Below are 21,261 nucleotides of genomic sequence, written 5' to 3'. Positions count from 1 at the left end.
AGGGACCTTTCGGTCCCTTTTTCACATCTTATTGCTTATCGGGTAACGCGTACGCGATAACGTAATCCCCGCGATCCGGCGACTGTCGGGCGCCCCCGGCGTTGATGATGATGTACTGCTTACCGGTTTTCGGCGACACGTAGGTCATCGGGCCGGACTGGCTGCCGATCGGCAGACGGTCTTTCCAGATCTCTTTCCCGGTGGCGGTATCAAACGCGCGCAGGTAGAAATCCTGCGTGCCGGCGAAGAACAGCAGGCCGGACTGGGTAGAGAGTGATGCGCCCAGCGTCGGCATGCCGATTGGGATTGGCATGTGCATACGAATGCCCAGCGGCCCGGTATCTTCCACCGTGCCAACAGGCACCTGCCACACCAGCTTGCCGGTTTTCAGGTCAACGGCCGACATGGTGCCAAACGGCGGCTTCTGGCACGGAATGCCCAGCGGCGACAGGAAGCGTTCGCGCATCGCGCCGAACGGTGTGCCGTCCATCGGTACGATGCCCATCTCGATGCCGCTGGCGTTTTTCGCCACGTTAGCGCGCGGCACCATGTAGTTTGCCAGGCCCAGGCGCATATCGTTGACGAACATCAGGCTGTTGTTCGGGTCAACGGAGACGCTACCCCAGTTCATCCCGCCGAGTGAGCCAGGGAACTGCAGGGAACGGTCGAGACCCGGCGGGGTGAAGACGCCCTGATGACGCATCTCTTTAAACTGAATGCGGCACAGCAGCAGGTCGACAGGCGTCGCCCCCCACATGTCGGATTCGGTCAGCGTCTGGTTGCCAATCATCGGCATGCCAACGGAATACGGCTGGGTCGGCGAGTAGCGTTCACCCTCAACGTTACCCGCCGGAACGGGACGTTCTTCTACCTTCGCCACCGGCTTGCCGGTTTCGCGGTTAAGCATGAAGATCATGCCCTGCTTGCTGGTCTGCACCAGCACGGGCGTGGTGCCGCCCTTACCGTCGGGCAGGTCGTACAGCAGCGGCTGGGAAGGCAGGTCAAAGTCCCACAGGTCGTGATGGGTCGTCTGGAAATGCCAGCGCACCTGACCGGTGGTCGCGTCGACGGCGACGATGGAGGAACTGTACTTATCGTCCAGCGCGGTACGTTCGCCCGCCCAGAAGTCCGGGGTGGCGTTGCCGGTTGGCAGGTAGATCAGGTTCAGCTTAGCGTCGTAGGACATTGCTGACCAGACGTTCGGCGTGCCGCGGGTGTAGGTCTGGCCTTCCGGCGGCAGGCCGGTCAGTTTTGGATTACCCGGATCCCACGCCCACGCCAGTTTACCGGTGTGAACGTCGTAGGCGCGCACCACGCCCGGCGGTTCGCCGGTGGAGTAGTTATCCGCGACGCGACCGCCGACGACAACAACATTGCCTGCGACCAGCGGCGTGGAGGTCTGCTGATAATACCCGGGCTTGATCTCGCCCATGCCGACGCTCAGATCCACGGTGCCATGGTCACCGAAGTCTTCGCAGACCTTGCCGGTATCCGCGTTGATGGCAATCAGGCGGGCGTCGGTGGTCGGCAGGAACAGGCGGCGAGGGCATGCCGCAGGCGGTGTCTCTGCCTGTGACGTTGTCACGCTGGAATGGTCTTCAAAATAGCCCAGACCGCGGCAGCGCTGCCAGTTAGGCGCCGTGGCTTTGGAATCGTAGCGCCATTTTTCTTTGCCGGAATCCACGTCCAGCGCCAGCACTTTACTGTACGGGGTACAGACGTACAGCGTGTCGCCAATCTGCAATGGCGTGTTCTGATCTTCCGCGCCGGAGCCGTTGCTCTGCGGAATATCGCCGGTGTGCGCAACCCACGCGACTTTCAGATCGCGGACGTTTTGCTTGTTAATCTGGTCCAGCGCGGCAAAACGGTCGCCGTGGGTGGTATTACCCCAGTGCGCCCAGTTCTTTTGCTGCTCGCCGGGGGCGACGGGTTTCACCGGAACGGGCTCGTTCGCTGCCACGAGGGTCTGCGGCTTAAACATCCAGCCCAGGCTGACCAGCATCGCCACCGCGAGCACGGCCGCGACGCCAAAAGCGGGCGCCTTGTTCGCAACGCTGTGGTTTGCCGCGCGCAGGAAAGGCCAGACGATGGCGCAGAGGAAGGCCAGTACGGCAAAGGTAAACAGGCGAGAGAAGAGCGGCCAGAAATCCCAGCCCGCATCGCCTACCGCCCAGAACAGCGAGGCAATAAAGGCGATGGCGTAAAGCACGATCCCGCTGCTGCGATTGAGGAAAATCAGGATCGCGGCAATCACCATCACCATGCCCATTATCAGGAAGTATCCACTTCCGCCTACGGTGACGAGCTTAAAGCCCAGCCCGCCGACTGCCAGACCGATGAGCAACATCAGTCCGGCAAGGAGCCACTGCAGGATACGCGGTATCCCACGTGGCGCGCTGCCAAATGCCATTTCTGTCTCCTTAAGATCCCCCCGTCGCTGGGTGTGTACCAGTTGGGTAATAAATGCGGAGGGAAGAATGATTAATACGGGTGAATTCGGGGTTGTAAAATTATTTACGAACCATTTGGTGAATTCGTCGCTATGATAAAACTGTTAAATTGTTTTACGCAATTGTTAATGAATGATTTCGCATTAATTGATTAGCGCGCAAGACGGCCCCTCTCCCTTGAGGGAGAGGGCTGGGGTGAGGGGGAACATACGGCTGTGGTGGTCATTCCGTTCACTTTATGTTTCTTGCTACTCTGTAACGACATGGCCTGTGAACGTGCCAGGGCGGCTCAATCGCCACCGCCCTGGCAACCCGGGCTCCCGGCGGTAAATCGCCGCTTCGCGGTGCCCTCAGCTTATTTCTTCAGGCTATCGGGTCGGGCATGAGCCTGCATCCCTGCAGGCCACGCCCTCTCGGCGCATCCCTGCGCCTCGCCCCGGCCTTGCGGAAACGCTTCGGCGATTTACAGCCGGACCAGAGCGTCGCTGTAAGTTCTTCATTTTCCTGAGGCAATATTTATCGCTTCGGGTGGAAAAATGGCTGGTGAACCCTCGCCCCGTTGGGGAGAGGGTTAGGATGAGGAGGGCGAAAGTTGTCAGACCGGCATTGATTTACGGATAGCGCTCAGCAGCGTCTGCGCGCCCGTTGAAAGCGGCGTGTCTACGCGGGTCAAAATGCCGATAGGTTCACCGGGGCCGGGGGAGGTAATCGGCAGGGCGATCAGCGTTCCCTGGCGTAAATCGTCTTTCACCGCACCGGAGGGGACGAACCAGACGTAGTCATAATCCAGCGTAAGCTGGCGCGAAAGCGAGGCCGACAGCGTTTCGATACACCCTGAGGGCAGCGTACACCCCTGCATTTGCAGCAAGGTTTCGGCGGTCTGGCGGGGAACGGTTCCTTTTGGGCAGACCACTACCGGCCACTCCATCACGCGGCTTAACGTTACCGTGTCCTGCAGCAGGGGGTGATCGGGACGAACCACCAGCTTCAGAGACTCCAGGAACAGCAGTTCATAGTTGAGGCCGCCCATCAGCTCAGGGTCGGACATGCGGCCGATTCCGAGATCCAGTTCGCCGGATTTCAGCCCCGCGAGCAGCATGGTGTTATTCATGGTGGCGACCTGAATCGTGGTATGCCGCTGCTGCTTGTGGAACTGGCCGATAACGGGCGGAAGAATGCCCAGCGCCGCGGTAGGCAGAGCGCCCACGCGCACCACCTCACTGGATTGCTCTTCTTTTCGGTGCAGGGACTGGCCAGCGGTATTGAGCGCATCCAGCACTTTAACGGCGTGCGTGAGGAACTGTTCGCCCACGATGGTAAGCTGCGCCCCCAGCCGGCCGCGGTCAAAAAGACGGGCACCGGTCAGCTGTTCCAGCTCGTTGAGGGTTTTTGAGAGCGCAGGCTGGCTCAGGTTGAGAGTTTCAGCCGCACGCCCCAGCGTTCCCTGTTGAGCGACGGCCACAAATGTATGCAAATGGCGCAAGCGTATGCGCTGACTGAACAGACCATTTTTTTCCATAGGCGATGTTAAAAACAGAGCGATGCGGGTGACAAGTTAAGTTGTTTAATTTTGATAACCTGATAGCAAAATATTTTTAACATTTGATCTGTTTGAGTTACAACATGTTTTTTGGCGGGGGAATAAAAGCGAACATCCTTGTTCGTTTATTGCTCACTGCGGAGGGGTATCGTCTACCGGTTTAGATCACGCCGTCGCCGCCATCGGAGCACCACACCTGGCCGGACGTAAATGAACATTCATCCGAGGCCAGCGTGACGTACAGCGGGGCAATCTCGACGGGCTGGCCCGGACGTCCCAGCGGGGTGTCGCCACCGAACTCCTTCACTTTTTCCATCGGCTGCCCGCCGCTGGACTGCAGAACCGTCCAGTAAGGGCCAGGAGCAACCGCGTTGACGCGAATGCCTTTCGGACCCAGCTGCTTGGCTAAGGATTTGGTAAACACCGCCAGACAGGCTTTCGTCTGGGCATAGTCCAGCAGCACGGGGCTGGGCTTCACCGCCTGAACGGAGGAGGTATTAATGATAACGGACGACGCTTTCAGGTGGCGCAGCGCCGCCTTGGTGATCCAGAACGGAGCGTAAACGTTGGTTTTAAACGTTGCGTCAAAATCTTCCGTGGTCAGTTCCTCAAGCGATTCACGGAACTGCTGACGGCCGGCGTTGTTGACCAGAATGTCCAGCCCGCCCAGTTTCGACACGGCTTCTTCGACCAGATTCTGACAGAAGGTTTCGTCCCGGACGTCACCCGGCAACGCGATGGCCTTGCGGCCTTCCGCTTCGATCAGCTCGATGACCTCAGCGGCGTCTTTTTCCTCTTCAGGCAGGTAGTTAATGGCAACGTCAGCGCCTTCACGCGCATAGGCGATAGCGACCGCGCGACCAATCCCGGAGTCTCCGCCGGTAATTAGCGCTTTTTTGCCGGCAAGGCGGCCATGTCCTTTATAGCTTTGTTCCCCATGGTCGGGTACGGGCTGCATTTCGGATGCCAGTCCCGGCGGCGTCTGCGGCTGTTCCGGGAACGGGGGCTGCGGGTAAGCGTTCGTACGTTGTTTAGTATCACTCATAGCTGACTCCTTAAGCCAAGGGGTGAGATTTGATGGATAACTGCAGCGTTAACGCTTCGCTGAATTATTTCTGCAAACGATCAACACGTACGACGGCAGGAGATGATTTTTTATCAAGCGAACCGTTGATACTAATCATCTGGTCGGGTTTTACCGTTCTGCCGTCGAAGACTGCCTGGGGAATAATAACGTCGATTTTTCCGGTTTTATCCTGAAATACAAACTTATCGCCGCTACCGTCAATAAGATTGCCGCGTAATGAAATTGTCGCACCATCGTGCAATTCTTTTGCCTGCCTGATGGTCATAATACGCGCGTCGTCGGTTCCGCGATATCCGCTATCAAGCGCGTGGGGAGGCGGTGGCGCTTCGCCTTTTTGTAAACCCCCGTTATTATCTGCCCATGCGGCCGGAACCAGAAATATCAATAAAGCGGAAATAAGTGATAATTTCATCCGATATCCTTCATTTTGCGTGTCTTGACTTATTAAGTATTGTTGCTATTCCTTTATGTGGCAAATGTGATAAGTCCTAAAAACATTCGCGTTAGAAATCAAAATTATCGGATAATAAGCGAAACGGTGACGATGGCCATGAAGCGTGAAAATGAAAAGTTACCCGGGATAGATGAGAGTTATCGTTTGCTGACGTTTGAATACGCGTTTCGTCAGGTGGGTTTTATTGTTCTGCTGGGTATTATCGTCGCGGCGATTGCCGGTCTGTTTTCAAGCGGAATGGTTAGCGACACGGTCAAAACGAATTCCGCTAAATCACTCACCATAGACTATGAACGCTTTGGACGACGGGAGACAGAGACGCGGATGGCGCTCGCGTTTCCGGTGCAGGACGAGGGGAAGTATGTCCTCAGCATGACCAGCGAGAGCAGCGATGCGTATGAGCCAGGCAGCGTCTGGCCGCAGCCGGACGCTATGTTCAGCCGCGGGAAGACTCTCTATTTTGTCTATAACAACCTGAAAAAAACAGACAGCTTCTCCGTGTTGCTCTTCACGACACCTTCCAGAGCCGGTAAATGGAACACCGTCATCCGCGTCAACAGCGAGCCGGAAATTAACATCTGGCAATTTATTTACCCCTAGGAGGCTGATATGGATATGGTCTTTCGCGCGCTGACTATTTATCTGTTTCTGGTGGTGGTATTTAAAGTGGCCGGGCGTCGCGCGCTGCTGCAGATGACCAGCTTCGATCTCATTCTGCTCCTTATAATTAGTGAAGCCACGCAGCAGGCGCTTCTCGGACAGGATTTTTCCGTTACCGGTGCGATGATTACCATTACCACGCTGGTGGTGGTGGATATTATTTTCGGACTAATGAAGAAGTATTTTTCGCCGGTGGAGAATATTCTGGATGGCACTCCTGTTATTCTGGTGGAGAACGGCGTGCCGTTAGCCGATAAACTGAAAAAAGTCGACGTGTCCTGTGATGATATTCTGGTGTCAGCGCGCCAAAATAATGGCATTACGGAAATAAGCGACATTAAATATGCCATACTTGAGCGCAATGGCCATATTTCAATCATTCCTTTCGAGAAATAAGAGGCGGCAAGATGAGCAATCTTTTTCACGACAGCAATAATACCGTGGGTGAACTGACGAAAAAGCTGGCGAGCAAATTAACCGATCTCGGGCTTCGCTTAACCACCGCGGAATCCTGCACGGGCGGAAAGCTCTCGGTGGCGCTTTGCGCAGAGGAAAACACCGCCGAATTTTATGATGTTGGGCTTGTCGTGTTCAGCGATGAAGCTAAAGCGCGGATCCTCGGCGTGCGTCCCGAGACGCTGGAGCGGTTTACGGCCGTGAGCGAGCAGACGGTAACCGAAATGGCCGCCAGTATCCGCGACATCGCCCAGGCGGATATCAGCATCGCCATCAGCGGCTACGCGGGCCCGGAAGGGGGCGACGACGGCACGGCGGCGGGGACGGTCTGCTTTGCGTGGAACATACGCGGCGAGACGAAGACCCGCACCGTGCTTTTCTCCGGTGACTGTCAGGACGTGGTCGAAAAAGCGGTGCATTACTCGCTGGCTGAACTGGTGACAACCTTGTCGGACGGGAATAACGGATAAACTCAGGTGGAGGTTCTATGGCTGTCATAGTGATTACCGGCGGGACGGCGGGCGTGGGAAAAGCCACGGCGCTGCACTTTGCAAAGGCGGGTTACGACGTGGGGCTCATTGCCCGCGATGAAGCCAGCCTGCACTCTACCCAGGAGGAGCTACGGCGCTTTGGCGTTAATGCCCACGCCGTGCAGGCGGACGTCGCCGACAGCCAGGCGGTAGTGGATGCCGCTAACGAAATTGAGTATCGCCTCGGCGCGATTGATATCTGGGTGAACAACGCGATGGGGGCCGTGCTGGCACCGTTTCGTACCCTCACGCCGGACGAGTTTCGGCGCGTGACTGAGGTGACGTACCTCGGCTACGTCAACGGCACCCGCGCCGCGCTCGAGCTTATGGTTCCGCGCGACAGGGGGGTGATTATCCAGGTAGGTTCCGCGCTGGCCTACCGTTCCATTCCGCTGCAGTCAGCCTACTGCGGGGCAAAAGCGGCGATCCGTGGGTTCACCGATGCGGTGCGTACCGAGCTGATGCATGAGAACAGCCGGGTTCAGCTTTCGATGGTCCAGATGCCGGGGCTCAATACCCCGCAGTTCGAATGGGCGAGGAATAAGTTCGCCTGGGCGATGCGCCCGGTGCCGCCGGTCTTTGAGCCTGAGGTGGCCGCCAGCGCCATCTTCAGGGTGGCGCAAAAGCCGGTGCGCGAGCTGTGGGTAGGCAGCAGCACCATCCAGTCCATCGTCGGGCAATTTTTCTTCCCCGGTTTTCTTGACCGGCTGATGGTGAAAAAGGCGTGGGAAGGCCAGATGACCGACGATCTCAACGCGCCGGATCGCCGGGACTACCTCGACCAGCCGGTTAACGATCTGCATAAAATCCATGGCCGCTTTACTGACGAGGCGAAAACCCGCGCGCCGTCCGTCACCTCCGGCATGCCGGGGAAAGTGGCCCTTGGCGCCCTCGCGGTGGCGGGAATAGTGCTGACGCGTCTGATAACTCGCCGGAAACCGTAGTCAGCGCAGCGCGCTACGGTGCGTCCAAAACCAGCGATAGCCGTAGCCGCCAAGGCTGAGCTGAACGGTTTTACCGCAAATCAGCGCGTCATCGTAGCGCTTGTCCTCGAGACAGGCGGTCCAGGTGGCGTTGCGGATCCCTTTGGCGGTGAAATGCACCGGCTGGTCGCTGAAGTTGACGAAGGTCAGGATGCTGCGCTCGTCGGTCTCGTAATAAAGCCCCAGTACCGCGTCATCATCGATTGCGATCAGGCGAAAGGGCGCAACGGCTATTTCGGGGAACTCCGAGCGGGTAGTGGCAATATCGATGATCCGGTGCAGAAGCGAGTTGTGGTGAAGCAGCGAATCGGAGACGTTGACTTTCTGATAGCGGTAAGGGCCATGGTCGATAATCGGCGCGATAAATTTTTCCGGGTCGGCTGCAGAGAAACCGCCTCCTTGCGATCCTGCCCACTGCATCGGGGTGCGGACGGCGTAGCGCTCCTCCAGATCCAGGTCATCACCCATGCCTATCTCGTCGCCGTAGCGCATCACCGGGACACCCGGCAGGGAAAACAGCACCGCGTGGCAGAACGCCAGCCGCTTCCGATCGCCGTTGAGCATCGGGGCCAGGCGGCGGCGGATCCCGCGCTGATAGACGTTCATCTCCTCATCAGGGGCGAAGGTATCGAGGACAAACTGTTTGTCTTTCTGACTGATGCCTTCCAGATCCAGCTCGTCGTGATTGCGCAGCCAGTTGGCAAAACAGCAGGCATCAGGCGGGACGATCATCTTCTTCACCGCATTGCGCAGCGGGCGGGCGCTTTTGCGGGCCAGGCTGACGTAGAAATACTTGTTGAGCCAGAAATTGAGTACCAGATTCAGACGGTCGTTATTGCCGAAGTAGTCTTTATAGGCCTCAACGTCTACGTCAACTTCGCCCAGCAGGATCGCGTCCGGATTGCGCTCTTCGATAAGACGCCGCATATGTTCGAGGATCCACAGACCCTTTTTTTCATCGCCGTTTCCCGCCTGCGTGGTGAGGTGGGACGCGGCGTCGAGGCGAAATCCCGACACGCCCAGCTTGAGCCAGAAGAGGATGATGTTCTCAATCTCTTTAAGCACCGCGGGCGAGGTGAGGTTCAGATCCGGCTCGTGGCGATAAAACATGTGCCGGTAGTATTGTCCCGCCTCGTCGTCCCAGCTCCAGATGCTCTTTTCCACGCCGGGAAACATGGGGGGCGTATCGTCCTCGTCGTTATCCGACCAGAGGTAGTAATCACGATAGGGTGACGCCGGGTTGCGGCGGGCCTGCTGGAACCAGGGATGCGCGTCCGACGTGTGCTGGATCAGCAGCTCGATAATGACCTGCATGCCCAGCTCGCGGGCCTGCTCGATAAAGGCGATGATATCGGCCAGCTTTCCGAAGCGGGGATCCACCTGAAGGTGGTCGCTGACGTCGTAGCCTTCATCGAGAAAGGGCGTGAGGTAAAACGGGGTGATCCAGATGACCGTCGCCCCCATGCGGCGTATATAGCGCAGCTTGGCCGCGATCCCGGCGATGTCCCCGCAGCCATCGCCGTTCAAATCATAAAATAGCGCGGTATCAATCTGATAAATAATGGCTCGTGTATGCCAGTCGGTCATAGCGTTCCTCAGTGATAGCCTTCAGTATCCGACACTTTGCCCCGGAAGACGTAGTAGCTCCAGGCGGTGTACACCAGGATCACCGGAATAATCAGCAACGTGCCTACCAGCATAAACAGCTGGCTGGCAGGCGGGGCCGCGGCTTCCCACAGGGTGATGCGCGGCGGAATAATGTTCGGCCAGAGGCTGATGCCGAGCCCGCTAAACCCGAGGAAAATAAGCCCCAGCGTCAGCAGGAAGGGGCGAGCGTGGCTGGCCGGGTTGCGGGTCAGGCGCCAGATCAGCACGCTGAAAAGCGCAACCAGCAGAGGCACCGGCAGGAACCAGAAGAAGTTGGGCAGGGTAAACCAGCGGTCGGCTACGTACTGCCAGCCGAGCGGCGTCCAGATGCTCACTACCGCAATCACCACGACCAGCGCCAGCAGCACGTGGCGGGTCAGCTCGCGCATGCGGGCCTGCAGCGCGCCTTCGCTTTTCATGATGAGCCAGGTGGTGCCCAGCAGCGTGTAGGCCACAACCAGCCCGATGCCGCAGAAGAGGTTAAAGGGGGTGAGCCAGTCAAGCGCGGAGCCGACGAAACGCCGCCCCTCAACGTCGAAGCCGTTAATCACGGCGCCCACCACCACGCCCTGGCTGAAGGTGGCGAGCAGAGAGCCGCCGGCAAAGGAGTAGTCCCAGAATTTGCGGTGCGACGGCGTGGCTTTGAAGCGGAACTCAAAGGCGACGCCGCGGAAGATGAGGCCGATCAGCATCGCGGTGAGAGGAATGGTGAGCGCATCAATAATGACCGCATAGGCCAGCGGAAACGCGCCGAACAGGCCCGCGCCGCCGAGCACCAGCCAGGTCTCGTTGCCGTCCCAGACCGGCGCCACGCTGTTGACCATCACATCGCGCTCCTTCGCATCGCCCACGAAGTTAAACAGCAGGCCGATGCCCAAATCAAAGCCATCCATGATGATGTACATCAGCGTGGCAAAGACGATGATGGCAAACCAGATAACTGAGATATCGACGCCCATCAGTTTCTCTCCTGTTCAGGAACAGACTCAGCGGCAGACAGCGGACGGGCGGGTGTGCCCGAGGTGTTTGACGTCAGCGTATCGACAGGCTGCGGTCCTTTCTTAATCAGCCGGATGAGGTAAACATAGCCCACCCCAAACACCGACGAGTAGACGACGAAGAACGCCAGCAGGCTGATGCTCATCTGCAGGGTGCTGTGCAGCGATACCGCGTCGATGGTGCGCAGATAGCCGTAGACCACCCACGGCTGACGGCCCACCTCGGTGGTGACCCAGCCGGCGAGCAGCGCCAGCAGCCCGGCAGGCCCCATGCAGAGGGCAAACCAGTGGAACGGGCGAGAGTGGAAAAGTCGATGACGATAGCGCAGCCAGACGCTAATCAGCCCGAGGGTAATCATCAGCAGCCCCATCCCCACCATGACGCGGAACGACCAGAAGACGATGGTCGAATTAGGGCGATCTTCTTTCGGAAAATCCTTCAGCGCCGGGACCTGCTTATCCAGACTGTGGGTCAGGATAAGGCTGCCAAGCGCGGGGATCTCCAGACCGTATTTGGTGCGCTCCTCCTCCATATCCGGCAGGCCAAACAGCAGCAGCGGGGTGGCCTCGCCCGGCGGATTTTCCCAGTGTCCCTCAATGGCGGCAATTTTGGCCGGCTGATGCTCTAGCGTGTTCAGGCCGTGCATATCGCCCACGACCGCCTGGATGGGAGCGACCAGCAGCGCCATCCACATCGCCATGGAAAACATGGTGCGGACGGCGGGGGTATCGTTACCGCGCAGCAGGTGCCATGCGCCCGACGCGCCGACAAACAGCGCGCTGCTCAGAAACGCGGCGATAGCCATATGAATCAGGCGGTAAGGGAAGGAGGGATTAAAGACGATCGCCAGCCAGTCCTGCGGAATAACCTGTCCGTTCTCGATAGTGAAGCCCTGCGGCGTATGCATCCAGCTGTTGGACGCGAGGATCCAGAAGGTCGACATCAGCGTGCCGAGCGCCACCATGCAGGTTGAAAAGAAGTGCAGGCCCGGGCCGACCTTATTCCAGCCGAACATCATGACGCCAAGGAAACCGGCTTCAAGGAAGAAGGCGGTTAAGACTTCATAGGTCAGAAGAGGGCCGGTAATACTGCCCGCGAACTGTGAGAACCCGCTCCAGTTGGTGCCAAACTGGTACGCCATGACCAGGCCGGAAACGACACCCATCCCGAAGTTAACGGCAAATATCTTGAGCCAGAAATGGTACAACGATCGCCAGACGTCGTTTTTTGTACGCAGCCACATGCCCTCCAGCACCACCAGATAGCTGGCGAGGCCGATGGTGATCGCAGGAAAAAGGATATGAAACGAGACGGTAAAAGCGAACTGAATTCTGGCCAGATGGAACGCGTCGAGTTCGAACATGGTCCGTACCTCTGAAACGATGGGGCACGAGAATTGCCGGGCAGTTTATGGCTGCCCGGCAAAACCGATTACGGTTTAGTCTTACCGGCACCCAGCTCGGCACCGGTCAGCGGGTCAGAATGTGGATCGGACTTCGTGCGGGCAGACATCGCCTTGACCAGGGTTGCCTGTTCGGTCGTGAGCGTGACGCTTGCGCTGCCATCGCCGCCGTCAACCGCAGGCTGGGGGGACTCAACGTAATCGAAATGTTTATCGCTGTTCCAGCTTCCGCGAACCTCTCCACCTTCAGACATATTGTAGTACTTGTTGGTGAATTCCTCGATTGGCGGCAATTTTCCCGGTGGGAAATTATTACGGATGGACTGCAGCGCCTTCTCAAAGGAGAGCTGGTGCGCCGCCTCGCGCGTCATCAGAAACGCCAGGGCATCCTTTACGCCGGGATCGTCGGTCACGTTGATCAGCCGTTCATAGATGATTTTCGCTCTGGCCTCTGCTGCCACGTTTGAGCGCAGGTCCGCCGTCGGTTCGCCGATGGTGTCGACGTAGGCCGCCGTCCAGGGCACGCCCGCCGAGTTAGTGAGCGGGGTGCCGCCACCGTAGAGCAGGGAGGTGATGTGGCTGTCATTGCCGTTTTCGGTCATGGAGCGATACAGCTCGGCCTCGTTTTCCACCCCTTCCGCCAGCGCGCCTTTGGCACCTTTATTCAGCATGCCGACCAGGGTACCGATGATTTCGAGGTGGCTTAGCTCCTCGGTCGCGATATCCATCAGCATATCTTTACGGCCCGGATCGTCATCGCTCAATCCTTGCGTAAAGTACCGGCAGGCGGCAGCCAGTTCGCCCTGAGGCCCACCGAACTGTTCCAGTAAAAGGTTGGCGAGGCCTGGGTTCGGTTCGGCAACGCGAACCGTGTATTGCAGCTGTTTGACGTGTCGGAACATGGCGATTCTCCCTGATTATTTTTTTGCTTCGACGCCCGATGCGTCTGAACGCAGCAGGAACTGTTCCGTGGTCTGCGGAATATGGCGAATCAGCCAGTCGGCCATTTCGCGTTCTTCCGCCAGAATCGTCTCGATGGCAGGTACCGAGGCCGTGTCGCCTGCTTTCTTCGCCGCCGCGAGCAGGGAGGTATAACAGGCTATTTCAAACTGTTCGAAAACATAGCCGCTGATCGAACCCTTCACGATCTCATCAGACGGGAACATGCCGCCGATGGACTGGCCGAGCGCCGCCATTTTGCTCATCGAATCTTTTAAAACCGAACGAGAAATATCATTACGGTCGAGGATTTCTTCCAGCAATGTAATTTGCCGTTTTGTCTCATTAATATGCTGCTCAATTCGGGCGCGAACATCAGGATAATTATCGATACGGCTGGCCATGGATTCCAGCATAGATTCGGCTTGCTTTTCCATCGCATGGGCATCGCGTAGCCAGTCATGGTAGTGTTCTACGTGATTCATCATTGTATCCTCATTAGGGGTTCGCTTATTTGGTCTCACTTTCAGCAGCCTGATCGGCACGCGCGGCACTGTAGCCGGATAAATGGCCGACAATATTGGCGTAAATGCTGATGATAATGACCCATAGCACGCTGTTCTTCCACCATATTACGGAAGGGGTGGCGAGAATGAACCATATTATGGCTGCCGCTAAATGGCACCGTTTAATTGTCCTGGGACTGATGCTCATTTTATTTAACCTGTATTATTGCGTCATTTCTGCGCTTTTTGGTTAATATTTCCTACGGCCAGGTCGGTGAGTTTAAGGTCGGTCTCTTTTTCTTCTTCCAGCGTTTCGGCAAGAAGCTTAACGGCTTTTTTATAGCCCAGTTGTTCAGCTAGTGTTGCAAGGGTACCGTAGCTGGCAATTTCGTAATGTTCGACTTTTTGCGCGGCGGCAATAAGTGCGGCATCACGTACTTCATTTTTTTCCGTGCTTTCGATGACTTCGTTGGCTTCTTCAATTAAGCCTTCCATCGCCACGCACTTCATGCGCTTAAGCTTGATACCGTCTTCCTGCTCGACGATCTGGTCGATACGTTCGATCTGACCCTGCGTCTCCTCAAGGTGTGCGGTAAAAGCGGCGCTCAGCTTCTCGCTGGAGGCGGCGCGGGCAAGTTTGCTTAACGCACGGGTAAGCTGCTTTTCTGCGCTGTAGGTATCCGAGAGAAGATGAATAAAGACATCCTCGACGCTTTTCATATTCATAATAATTACGCTCCGGTAAAATAAGGAAAGGGTACTGCGAGCTTTTCAGCCCGCAGCATGCTCTCTGGTTTTATTAAAAGAGTATTAAATAAGATCAGGAGTTATCAGATTTACGGCCTCCGCCGTGACTGTTCTGTCCTCCTTTCTTACCCGCTTCAGAAGCGCGTTGAGGATCGTTTTTAAAGTTCCCACCGCTATGCTGGCCACCTTTACGTCCAGCTTCTGATGCTTTTTCACGGTCTTCAGCGAAATTACCGGAACCACCACGATGCTCTGCCATATTAAACCTCATAGTCATATATTGGTTATGTCAGTACGATACGAAAATATTCCGTATCACTCGTCGTTCGAGTAATAACTCTAGTCGCTGTGCGTCATCCGTCAAATGCGTTTTGCTATTTGCGGTTGCGTTATTTTTAAATATTTGTAAATTTGCGCTTCGCTTAAAAAGGAAATATGGATAGACAGGAAGGACTTGTAAACAACCATTCAGATTAATCCTAACTTCGAGCTAAAAATTTGAAAGAAGAGGATAAAAATAATGGCGTACTCGAATTGGTTAATTTGCATTCAGAAGAGAGCCCAAAAATACTCCTTTATAGATAGAAAGCGGAACCCTAAATAATTATAAGGAAAATCCTGGATAAAAGCGTTCAGGCTGAAAGGGCGGTTCCGTTCGGCGCTGTTCAGGGGCCTGATAGCACACGGTTTGACCACTGTCGTCTTAAGATCACAATTCAGAAATTCTTCCCCCCGGAAGGAACGGGTTTCTCTACACTCCAGGTAATATTCACTGGAGGCATGACATCATGGCGAACACCATCACGGCTGATGACATTCGGGAACACTTTTCGCAGGCTATGTCGGCGATGTACCAGCAGGAAGTTCCGCAGTACGGCACCTTGCTTGAACTGGTTGCGGACGTAAACCTGGCGGTTCTGGAAAATAATCCACTATTACATGAACAACTGGCTAACGCCGATGAGCTTGCGCGCCTGAACGTGGAGCGTCACGGGGCGATCCGCGTGGGCACGGCACAGGAACTTTCAACCCTGCGCCGTATGTTTGCCATTATGGGTATGTACCCGGTCAGCTATTACGATCTCTCTCAGGCGGGGGTGCCCGTCCACTCAACGGCGTTTCGTCCGATAGAGGATGCGGCGCTGTGCCGGAATCCGTTTCGTATCTTTACCTCGCTGCTGCGTCTTGAGCTGATTGAAAACGTCGTGCTGCGCGAGCGGGCCGCGGAGATCCTGTCTCACCGCAACATCTTCACCCCGCGCTGCCTGGAACTGCTCGACCTCCACGAGTCGGAAGGGCAGTTTACTGACGCACAGGCGCACGAATTTGTGCAGGAAGCGTTAGAAACCTTCCGCTGGCACCGCCATGCGACGGTCGATCAGGAAACCTATCTGGCGCTGCACAACGAGCACCGTCTGATTGCCGACGTGGTCTGCTTCCCGGGCTGCCACATTAACCACCTCACGCCGCGCACGCTGGACATTGACCGGGTGCAGGAGCTGATGCCGAAGTACGGCATCGAGCCAAAAATTCTGATCGAAGGTCCGCCGCGTCGCGAGGTGCCCGTCTTATTGCGTCAAACCAGCTTCAAGGCGCTGGAAGAGCCGGTGCTGTTTGCCGGTGAACATAAAGGCACCCACACCGCGCGCTTCGGTGAGATTGAACAGCGCGGCGTGGCGCTGACCCCGAAAGGCCGTGAACTGTACGATAGCCTCCTCGCCCAAGCCGGTACCGGTAAAGATAACCTGACCCATCAGCTGCATCTGCGGGAGATCTTTAGCGCCTTCCCGGACAGCGAAATGCTCATGCGCCGTCAGGAGCTGGCTTATTTCCGCTACCGCCTGACGCCAGCCGGGGATGCGCATCGTCATGCGTTTCGTCCCGGAGACGATCCGCAGCCGCTGATCGAGCGCGGATGGGTGGTTGCCCAGCCGATCACCTACGAAGATTTCCTCCCGGTCAGCGCCGCGGGGATTTTCCAGTCCAACCTCGGGAACGAAACCCAGGCCCGCAGCCACGGTAACGCCAGCCGCGATGCGTTTGAAGACGCGCTGGGATGCCCGGTGTATGACGAGTTTATGCTCTACCAGGAGGCTGAAACGCGCAGTAAACAGCGTTGCGGTTTGCTCTGAAATCGTTACTCTGCTGGGGTGTGATGGAAAAATTAAGGTCGTTATGCAAAATCCTTCCGCCCCTGTGGTTGAAACGCGCCAGGGCGCACTTTCTGGTTTAACCGATGAAAACGTCCACGTCTGGTGCGGTATTCCCTACGCCGCGCCGCCCGTGGGGGAGTGGCGCTGGCGCTCGCCCCGGCCGCCTGAACGCTGGGATGGGCTGCGCGAGGCCACGGCCTTCTCGCCCTCAAGCTGGCAAAGCAGCGAGTACTGCCAGGAGCTAGGCGGCGGCGATCCGGGGCAGTTTTCCGAAGATTGCCTCTACCTTAACGTCTGGTCTCCCGCAGAGCGCGCCGAGCCGCTTCCGGTTATGGTCTGGCTGCACGGAGGCGGGTTTACGATTGGTGCCGGAGGCCTGCCGCCGTATAACGGCAAAGCGCTGGCCACGCGCGGCGTGGTTGTGGTCACGATCAACTACCGTCTCGGCCATCTCGGCTTTTTCGCCCATCCCGCGCTGGAAGGCGAGGAAGGGCGCGTGGTGCATAATTTTGCCCTGCTGGATCAGATCGCCGCGCTCGAATGGGTGCGGGATAACATCGCCGGGTTTGGCGGCGATCCCGCTAATGTGACCCTGTTTGGCGAATCCGCTGGCGCGCGCAGCGTGCTCTCGCTGCTGGCCTCTCCGCTGGCAGCAGGATTATTCCACAAGGCGATTGTGCAAAGCGGATACACCTTACCGGACACGCCGCGCGAGCAGGCGCTGCAAAAAGGGGAAGCGCTGGCCGCCCATTTCGGGCTGGAAAATGCGACCGCCGGGCAGCTGCGCGCCATTCCGCCCGAGGCGTTCTGGCCGCTCACCGCGCCGCTGAACGTCGCTCCGGCGCCTATCGCTGGAGACTGTGTTCTGCCGGAAGCCATGCTTGACGTCTTTTTCGCCGCGCGTCAGCATCCGGTGCCGGTAATGATTGGCTCCAACAGCGATGAAGCCAGCGTGATGGCGGTGTTTGGCATCGATCTCGCCGGACAAATTCAGAAGCTTCGCAGGGAGCGCCGCTTCGGGCTGGGGCTGATTAAGCTGCTCTACCCGGGCGTGAAGGGCGATGAAGAGCTGGGCAGGCAGGTGTGTCGCGACATGGCGTTTACCACGATGGGCTACGTGGTGATGCAGGCCCAGCAGCGCGTCGGCGGATTGTGCTGGCGTTACTGGTTTGACTATGTCGCAGAGGCGGAACATGCCACGTACATCAACGGTGCCTGGCACGGCAACGAAGTTCCCTACGTCTTCGATACGCTCGGTCAGGTGGAGCCTTCACGTCAGTACGTCAATGAGCGAGATCTGCAGTTTGCTGCCCAGGTGGCGGATTACTGGGTGAGCTTTGCGCGTGACGCGGGTCGTCGCGACATCCTGCCCGGGCCGACGCACTGGCCCGCGTGCCGTAAAGGGCGGGAGGTTCTGTTACGCATTGGCGTGAATAAACATGCAGCTTTCAGGCTTGAAAACCGCTTTATGCGCGCCCGCATGAGCCTCTTCAAACGGGTGATGAAGCACCACGTCAGCCTCGATTAAGCAAACAGGCGCGAAACGCCGCCAGTCCATTTTCCTCGCCTGGCGTTTCGCGCAGCACCAGCCGGTAGCTTGCGCCGGTTTTTATGCTTGTCTCATAGGGCCGTACCAGCCTTCCCGCGTGAATATCTTCTGCCACCAGCGTTTCGTCGGCGATGGCGACGCCGAGCCCCTGAATGGCGGCCGTAATGGCGAGATCCATCGTATCGAAGTGTTGATTTTTATGCATGGCAAAGCCCGGACCTTCCTGTTTCGTCAGCCACAGCGACCAGTCTGTCTTGTCCCTTGTCGGGTGCAGAAACGTCAGCGAACCCAGCGCAGCACCCGCCCGCACCGGGCTTATCACCGGGGTGAGCGCCTCTTCGAACAGCAGATCGCCTGCGCTCATGTGCGTGCCGAACACGATGGCCGCGTCGTAAGATTCGGTTTTGAAATTGACGTTGTGATCGGTGGTGGTGGTCAGCGCGATCTGCAGATCCGGATGCTCGCGCTCCACCTCCAGCAGGCGCGGCACCAGCCAGCGCATGGCGCAGGTGGGGGCCTTCAGACGGATCACGGTGTGCTGGCTGCGGGCCTGGTCGGCCACGGACAGCAGCTGCTCGAAAGCGGACTGCAGCTCCGGAAGCAGGGCGCTACCCTGCGGTGAGAGGCGCAGCCCGCGCGCGTGGCGTTCAAAAAGCGGAAAGCCAAACCACGCCTCAAGGGAGGCAATCTTGCGGCTCACGGCCCCCTGCGTCAGACACAGTTCCGCCGCGGCATGGGTAAGATTGAGGTGACGCGCGGTGACTAAAAATGCGTCGATGGCATTAAGGGGGAACGAACGGCGTGACATAGAAAACACCTCAGCTATGCATTTTTCTCATGGCTATTATGACAACAATTCGATTGTGCCGACAGCACAGATGTTGTTTGAATAGTTATGCAATGTCCATGAGAAGGGAAAGAGGATGACTTTACGAACGCCTGTGCAAACGCGCTCCAAACTGCCGGATGTGGGAACCACCATTTTTACCGTTATCGGCCAGCTCTCGGCGCAGCATAACGCGATTAACCTTTCTCAGGGCGCACCGAATTTTTCCTGCGACCCGAAGCTGATTGCGGGCGTCACCCGCGCAATGGAGGCGGGGCATAACCAGTACGCGTCGATGACCGGTCTGCAGCCGCTCAAGGAACGTATTGCCGATAAAATTGCCACGCTCTACGGCACGCAGTACGACCCTGCCAGCGAGGTGCTGGTGACCGCCAGCGCCAGCGAAGGGCTCTATTCGGCGATTAGCGGGCTGGTGCATCCGGGCGATGAGGTGATCTACTTTGAGCCGTCCTTTGACAGCTACGCGCCGATTGTCCGTCTGCAGGGGGCAACCCCGATTGCCATCAAGCTCACCGTGCCGGATTTTGCCGTCAACTGGGATGAGGTTCGCGCTGCGATCACCCCGCGAACGCGCATGATCATCATCAACACGCCGCACAACCCGAGCGGTCAGGTCTTCTCCGCCAGTGACCTGCAGCAGCTGGCGGCGCTGACGCGCAATACCGACATCATTATTTTGTCTGACGAAGTGTACGAACACGTCGTTTTTGACGGCGAGCCGCATCACGGGATGGCCACGCACCCGCAGCTGGCGGAGCGCAGCGTGATTATTTCCTCTTTCGGAAAAACCTATCACGTCACCGGGTGGCGCGTGGGTTACTGTGTTGCACCGGCGGTACTGATGGACGAGATTTGTAAAGTGCATCAATTTTTAATGTTTTCTGCCGATACGCCAATGCAGCACGCGTTTGCTGAGCATATGGTCGACCCGCAAACCTGGCTGTCTCTGTCGGCGTTTTACCAGCGCAAGCGCGATCTGCTGCACAGCCTGCTGGCCGATTCGCCGTTTACCCTGCTGCCGAGCGCCGGATCGTTCTTCATGCTGGCGGACTACAGCCAGTTCAGCGACGAGCGCGACAGCGAGCTGGTGAAACGGCTGATCGTTGAGTACGGCGTTGCCACCATTCCGCTGTCGGCGTTTTATGCGGACGGTACGGATAATAAATTGATTCGTCTCTCTTTTGCGAAAGATGAGGCGACGTTACGGGCAGGTGCCCAGGCCCTGTGTCGGGTTAAACCACGCTGAGGAGTATGAGATGAAATTACGCGCGTTAGTTGTCGGCATGGGATTGCTGTGTACTTTTTCTTCCTTCGCGGCCACCGAGCTGCGTTACGGTCTGGAAGCGGAATATCCGCCGTTTGAGAGCCGCAATGCGGCGGGCGAACTGGAAGGGTTTGACGTTGAGCTGGGGAATGCCATCTGCAAAGCGGCAGCGCTGAAGTGCAGCTGGGTTGAAACCTCCTTTGATGCGCTGATCCCGGGCCTGGTGGCGAAGAAATTTGACGCCATCAACTCGGCGATGAACATCACCGAGCAGCGCCGCAAGAGCATTGATTTTACCCAACCGATCTACCGTATTCCGTCGCAGCTGGTCGGCAAGGCCGGCACGGCGGTTGAGGCAACCCCAGAAGGGCTGAAGGGCAAAACCATCGGCGTGCTGCAGGGATCCATCCAGGAAACCTATGCCAAAGAGCACTGGGAAAAGCAGGGTGTCACCGTGGTGTCTTATAAAGATCAGAATATGGCCTGGGGCGATCTGCTGAATGGCCGTATCGACGCCTCGCTGGTCATGTCCGCGGCCGGGCAGGCAGGTTTCCTCAGCAAGCCGCAGGGTAAAGGGTTTGGCTTCATCGGCAAACCGGTGTCTGACGACACTATCCTCGGCAGTGGGATCGGTTTTGGGTTGCGTAAGGGCGACGAGGCCACCAAAAAGCAGCTTGATGCCGCGATTGATAAAGTACGTGCCGACGGCACGATCGCTAAACTCGCTGATAAGTACTTCCCGGGTATCGATGTCAGCGTAAAATAACCGCCTCATTAGCCCCGGCGAACGATGTCGCGCCGGGGCATTTTTAATACACTTCATCCTTCAAGCTGCCTCTGCGTTGGCTACGTCTGTTCACCCCAGTCACTTACTTAAGTAAGCTCCTGGGGATTCTCAGACTTGCCGCCTTGATCCAGCATGAATGATTTTGTGTATTTACTGTTTTTTACACCACTTTCGGGCCGTTCTGGTCGACAGAAAATATTTCTCACTTTGTTCATATAATCACCGGCCAACAATTGGATTCTTAACCATTTTTGTTTAGGC

Annotated in this window: 21 protein-coding genes; 8 read left to right on the top strand and 13 right to left on the bottom strand. The window is 57.2% G+C overall.

The features are described from left to right. Window positions 1–28: 28 nt before the first annotated feature. The 4 genes from AC27FC_RS04725 to AC27FC_RS04710 form a co-directional block, all read right to left on the bottom strand. Window positions 29–2,410, bottom strand: coding sequence for a glucose/quinate/shikimate family membrane-bound PQQ-dependent dehydrogenase (locus tag AC27FC_RS04725; RefSeq protein WP_196354410.1), 2,382 nt, complete (start codon window positions 2,408–2,410; stop codon window positions 29–31). Window positions 2,411–3,045: 635 nt separating this feature from the next. After that, on the bottom strand, window positions 3,046–3,969 hold the full coding sequence (locus AC27FC_RS04720) for a LysR substrate-binding domain-containing protein (RefSeq protein ID WP_033145495.1): 924 nt from the start codon (window positions 3,967–3,969) through the stop codon (window positions 3,046–3,048). 181 nt (window positions 3,970–4,150) lie between these two features. Continuing rightward, the gene (locus AC27FC_RS04715) at window positions 4,151–5,035 is read right to left on the bottom strand and encodes an SDR family oxidoreductase (protein WP_033145496.1); all 885 of its coding nucleotides are present in this window, start codon (window positions 5,033–5,035) and stop codon (window positions 4,151–4,153) included. Between the two features lie 64 nt (window positions 5,036–5,099). Next, on the bottom strand, window positions 5,100–5,489 hold the full coding sequence (locus tag AC27FC_RS04710; protein ID WP_039262530.1) for a YdeI family stress tolerance OB fold protein: 390 nt from the start codon (window positions 5,487–5,489) through the stop codon (window positions 5,100–5,102). A 138-nt stretch (window positions 5,490–5,627) separates the two neighbouring features. Between AC27FC_RS04710 and AC27FC_RS04705 the strand changes: the two genes are divergently transcribed. From AC27FC_RS04705 to AC27FC_RS04690, 4 genes are read left to right on the top strand one after another with little or no spacing between them, the layout of a single operon-like run. Then, a complete protein-coding gene (locus AC27FC_RS04705; RefSeq protein ID WP_047061163.1) occupies window positions 5,628–6,131 on the top strand; it encodes a hypothetical protein in 504 nt (167 codons plus the stop codon). Between the two features lie 9 nt (window positions 6,132–6,140). Further along, on the top strand, window positions 6,141–6,587 hold the full coding sequence (locus AC27FC_RS04700; RefSeq protein ID WP_487159847.1) for a DUF421 domain-containing protein: 447 nt from the start codon (window positions 6,141–6,143) through the stop codon (window positions 6,585–6,587). A gap of 11 nt (window positions 6,588–6,598) precedes the next feature. Beyond that, window positions 6,599–7,117: a 2-oxo-tetronate isomerase gene (locus tag AC27FC_RS04695; RefSeq protein WP_032657136.1), complete on the top strand. Its 519-nt coding sequence runs from the start codon at window positions 6,599–6,601 to the stop codon at window positions 7,115–7,117. Window positions 7,118–7,134: 17 nt separating this feature from the next. Beyond that, entirely contained in the window at window positions 7,135–8,121 is a 987-nt protein-coding gene (locus tag AC27FC_RS04690) for an SDR family oxidoreductase (protein WP_196354409.1), read from the top strand. Here the strand turns inward: AC27FC_RS04690 and AC27FC_RS04685 are convergent, their stop codons facing one another. The 8 genes from AC27FC_RS04685 to AC27FC_RS04650 all read right to left on the bottom strand — a co-directional run bounded on the left by AC27FC_RS04685 (window position 8,122) and on the right by AC27FC_RS04650 (window position 14,659). Further along, entirely contained in the window at window positions 8,122–9,747 is a 1,626-nt protein-coding gene (locus AC27FC_RS04685; protein WP_196354408.1) for an alpha-amylase family protein, read from the bottom strand. An 8-nt stretch (window positions 9,748–9,755) separates the two neighbouring features. After that, window positions 9,756–10,766, bottom strand: coding sequence for a cytochrome d ubiquinol oxidase subunit II (gene cydB / locus AC27FC_RS04680; protein WP_033145499.1), 1,011 nt, complete (start codon window positions 10,764–10,766; stop codon window positions 9,756–9,758). Further along, entirely contained in the window at window positions 10,766–12,169 is a 1,404-nt protein-coding gene (locus tag AC27FC_RS04675) for a cytochrome ubiquinol oxidase subunit I (protein WP_033145500.1), read from the bottom strand. The genes cydB and AC27FC_RS04675 overlap by 1 nt, the downstream gene beginning before the upstream one ends. A gap of 68 nt (window positions 12,170–12,237) precedes the next feature. After that, window positions 12,238–13,110 carry a manganese catalase family protein gene (locus AC27FC_RS04670; protein WP_008502274.1) on the bottom strand — a complete coding sequence of 291 codons (873 nt, stop codon included), beginning with the start codon at window positions 13,108–13,110 and terminating at the stop codon, window positions 12,238–12,240. 15 nt (window positions 13,111–13,125) lie between these two features. Then, on the bottom strand, window positions 13,126–13,632 hold the full coding sequence (locus AC27FC_RS04665) for a ferritin-like domain-containing protein (protein WP_014831871.1): 507 nt from the start codon (window positions 13,630–13,632) through the stop codon (window positions 13,126–13,128). 25 nt (window positions 13,633–13,657) lie between these two features. Continuing rightward, window positions 13,658–13,861: a hypothetical protein gene (locus AC27FC_RS04660; RefSeq protein ID WP_063408411.1), complete on the bottom strand. Its 204-nt coding sequence runs from the start codon at window positions 13,859–13,861 to the stop codon at window positions 13,658–13,660. Window positions 13,862–13,884: 23 nt separating this feature from the next. After that, entirely contained in the window at window positions 13,885–14,379 is a 495-nt protein-coding gene (locus AC27FC_RS04655; RefSeq protein WP_008502272.1) for a YciE/YciF ferroxidase family protein, read from the bottom strand. A gap of 94 nt (window positions 14,380–14,473) precedes the next feature. Next, on the bottom strand, window positions 14,474–14,659 hold the full coding sequence (locus AC27FC_RS04650; RefSeq protein ID WP_004150795.1) for a con-10 family general stress protein: 186 nt from the start codon (window positions 14,657–14,659) through the stop codon (window positions 14,474–14,476). 529 nt (window positions 14,660–15,188) lie between these two features. On the opposite strand from AC27FC_RS04650, the gene hglS reads away from it, so the two are divergent. After that, window positions 15,189–16,532, top strand: a complete 1,344-nt coding sequence (gene hglS / locus AC27FC_RS04645; RefSeq protein WP_487159846.1) for a 2-oxoadipate dioxygenase/decarboxylase HglS — start codon at window positions 15,189–15,191, stop codon at window positions 16,530–16,532. Window positions 16,533–16,575: 43 nt separating this feature from the next. Next, the gene (locus AC27FC_RS04640) at window positions 16,576–18,081 is read left to right on the top strand and encodes a carboxylesterase/lipase family protein (RefSeq protein WP_232959951.1); all 1,506 of its coding nucleotides are present in this window, start codon (window positions 16,576–16,578) and stop codon (window positions 18,079–18,081) included. On the opposite strand, the gene AC27FC_RS04635 is transcribed toward AC27FC_RS04640, so the two are convergent. Beyond that, window positions 18,068–18,910, bottom strand: a complete 843-nt coding sequence (locus AC27FC_RS04635) for a LysR family transcriptional regulator (RefSeq protein ID WP_196354405.1) — start codon at window positions 18,908–18,910, stop codon at window positions 18,068–18,070. The two genes, AC27FC_RS04640 and AC27FC_RS04635, sit on opposite strands and share 14 nt — an antisense overlap. Before the next feature lie 115 nt (window positions 18,911–19,025). On the opposite strand from AC27FC_RS04635, the gene AC27FC_RS04630 reads away from it, so the two are divergent. Continuing rightward, a complete protein-coding gene (locus tag AC27FC_RS04630; RefSeq protein WP_045399212.1) occupies window positions 19,026–20,195 on the top strand; it encodes a pyridoxal phosphate-dependent aminotransferase in 1,170 nt (389 codons plus the stop codon). Window positions 20,196–20,205: 10 nt separating this feature from the next. Beyond that, a complete protein-coding gene (locus AC27FC_RS04625; RefSeq protein WP_025756391.1) occupies window positions 20,206–20,979 on the top strand; it encodes a transporter substrate-binding domain-containing protein in 774 nt (257 codons plus the stop codon). Window positions 20,980–21,261: the final 282 nt, after the last annotated feature.

It is taken from the genome of Enterobacter sp. C3_dUdeg (genome assembly GCF_057536195.1).
This window is presented reverse-complemented; position numbering and strand designations above follow the sequence as displayed.

Excerpts from the sequence above, each read along its gene's own strand:
- AC27FC_RS04690 (WP_196354409.1), top strand. The coding sequence starts at position 7,135 with ATGGCTGTCATAGTGATTACCGGCGGGACGGCGGGCGTGGGAAAAGCC.
- AC27FC_RS04665 (WP_014831871.1), bottom strand. The coding sequence starts at position 13,632 with ATGAATCACGTAGAACACTACCATGACTGGCTACGCGATGCCCATGCG.
- AC27FC_RS04720 (WP_033145495.1), bottom strand. The coding sequence starts at position 3,969 with ATGGAAAAAAATGGTCTGTTCAGTCAGCGCATACGCTTGCGCCATTTG.
- AC27FC_RS04705 (WP_047061163.1), top strand. The coding sequence starts at position 5,628 with ATGAAGCGTGAAAATGAAAAGTTACCCGGGATAGATGAGAGTTATCGT.
- AC27FC_RS04695 (WP_032657136.1), top strand. The coding sequence starts at position 6,599 with ATGAGCAATCTTTTTCACGACAGCAATAATACCGTGGGTGAACTGACG.
- AC27FC_RS04685 (WP_196354408.1), bottom strand. The coding sequence starts at position 9,747 with ATGACCGACTGGCATACACGAGCCATTATTTATCAGATTGATACCGCG.
- AC27FC_RS04650 (WP_004150795.1), bottom strand. The coding sequence starts at position 14,659 with ATGGCAGAGCATCGTGGTGGTTCCGGTAATTTCGCTGAAGACCGTGAA.
- hglS (WP_487159846.1), top strand. The coding sequence starts at position 15,189 with ATGGCGAACACCATCACGGCTGATGACATTCGGGAACACTTTTCGCAG.
- AC27FC_RS04700 (WP_487159847.1), top strand. The coding sequence starts at position 6,141 with ATGGATATGGTCTTTCGCGCGCTGACTATTTATCTGTTTCTGGTGGTG.
- AC27FC_RS04630 (WP_045399212.1), top strand. The coding sequence starts at position 19,026 with ATGACTTTACGAACGCCTGTGCAAACGCGCTCCAAACTGCCGGATGTG.
- AC27FC_RS04625 (WP_025756391.1), top strand. The coding sequence starts at position 20,206 with ATGAAATTACGCGCGTTAGTTGTCGGCATGGGATTGCTGTGTACTTTT.
- AC27FC_RS04635 (WP_196354405.1), bottom strand. The coding sequence starts at position 18,910 with ATGTCACGCCGTTCGTTCCCCCTTAATGCCATCGACGCATTTTTAGTC.
- AC27FC_RS04675 (WP_033145500.1), bottom strand. The coding sequence starts at position 12,169 with ATGTTCGAACTCGACGCGTTCCATCTGGCCAGAATTCAGTTCGCTTTT.
- AC27FC_RS04725 (WP_196354410.1), bottom strand. The coding sequence starts at position 2,410 with ATGGCATTTGGCAGCGCGCCACGTGGGATACCGCGTATCCTGCAGTGG.
- AC27FC_RS04715 (WP_033145496.1), bottom strand. The coding sequence starts at position 5,035 with ATGAGTGATACTAAACAACGTACGAACGCTTACCCGCAGCCCCCGTTC.
- AC27FC_RS04710 (WP_039262530.1), bottom strand. The coding sequence starts at position 5,489 with ATGAAATTATCACTTATTTCCGCTTTATTGATATTTCTGGTTCCGGCC.
- AC27FC_RS04655 (WP_008502272.1), bottom strand. The coding sequence starts at position 14,379 with ATGAATATGAAAAGCGTCGAGGATGTCTTTATTCATCTTCTCTCGGAT.
- AC27FC_RS04640 (WP_232959951.1), top strand. The coding sequence starts at position 16,576 with ATGCAAAATCCTTCCGCCCCTGTGGTTGAAACGCGCCAGGGCGCACTT.
- cydB (WP_033145499.1), bottom strand. The coding sequence starts at position 10,766 with ATGGGCGTCGATATCTCAGTTATCTGGTTTGCCATCATCGTCTTTGCC.
- AC27FC_RS04670 (WP_008502274.1), bottom strand. The coding sequence starts at position 13,110 with ATGTTCCGACACGTCAAACAGCTGCAATACACGGTTCGCGTTGCCGAA.
- AC27FC_RS04660 (WP_063408411.1), bottom strand. The coding sequence starts at position 13,861 with ATGAGCATCAGTCCCAGGACAATTAAACGGTGCCATTTAGCGGCAGCC.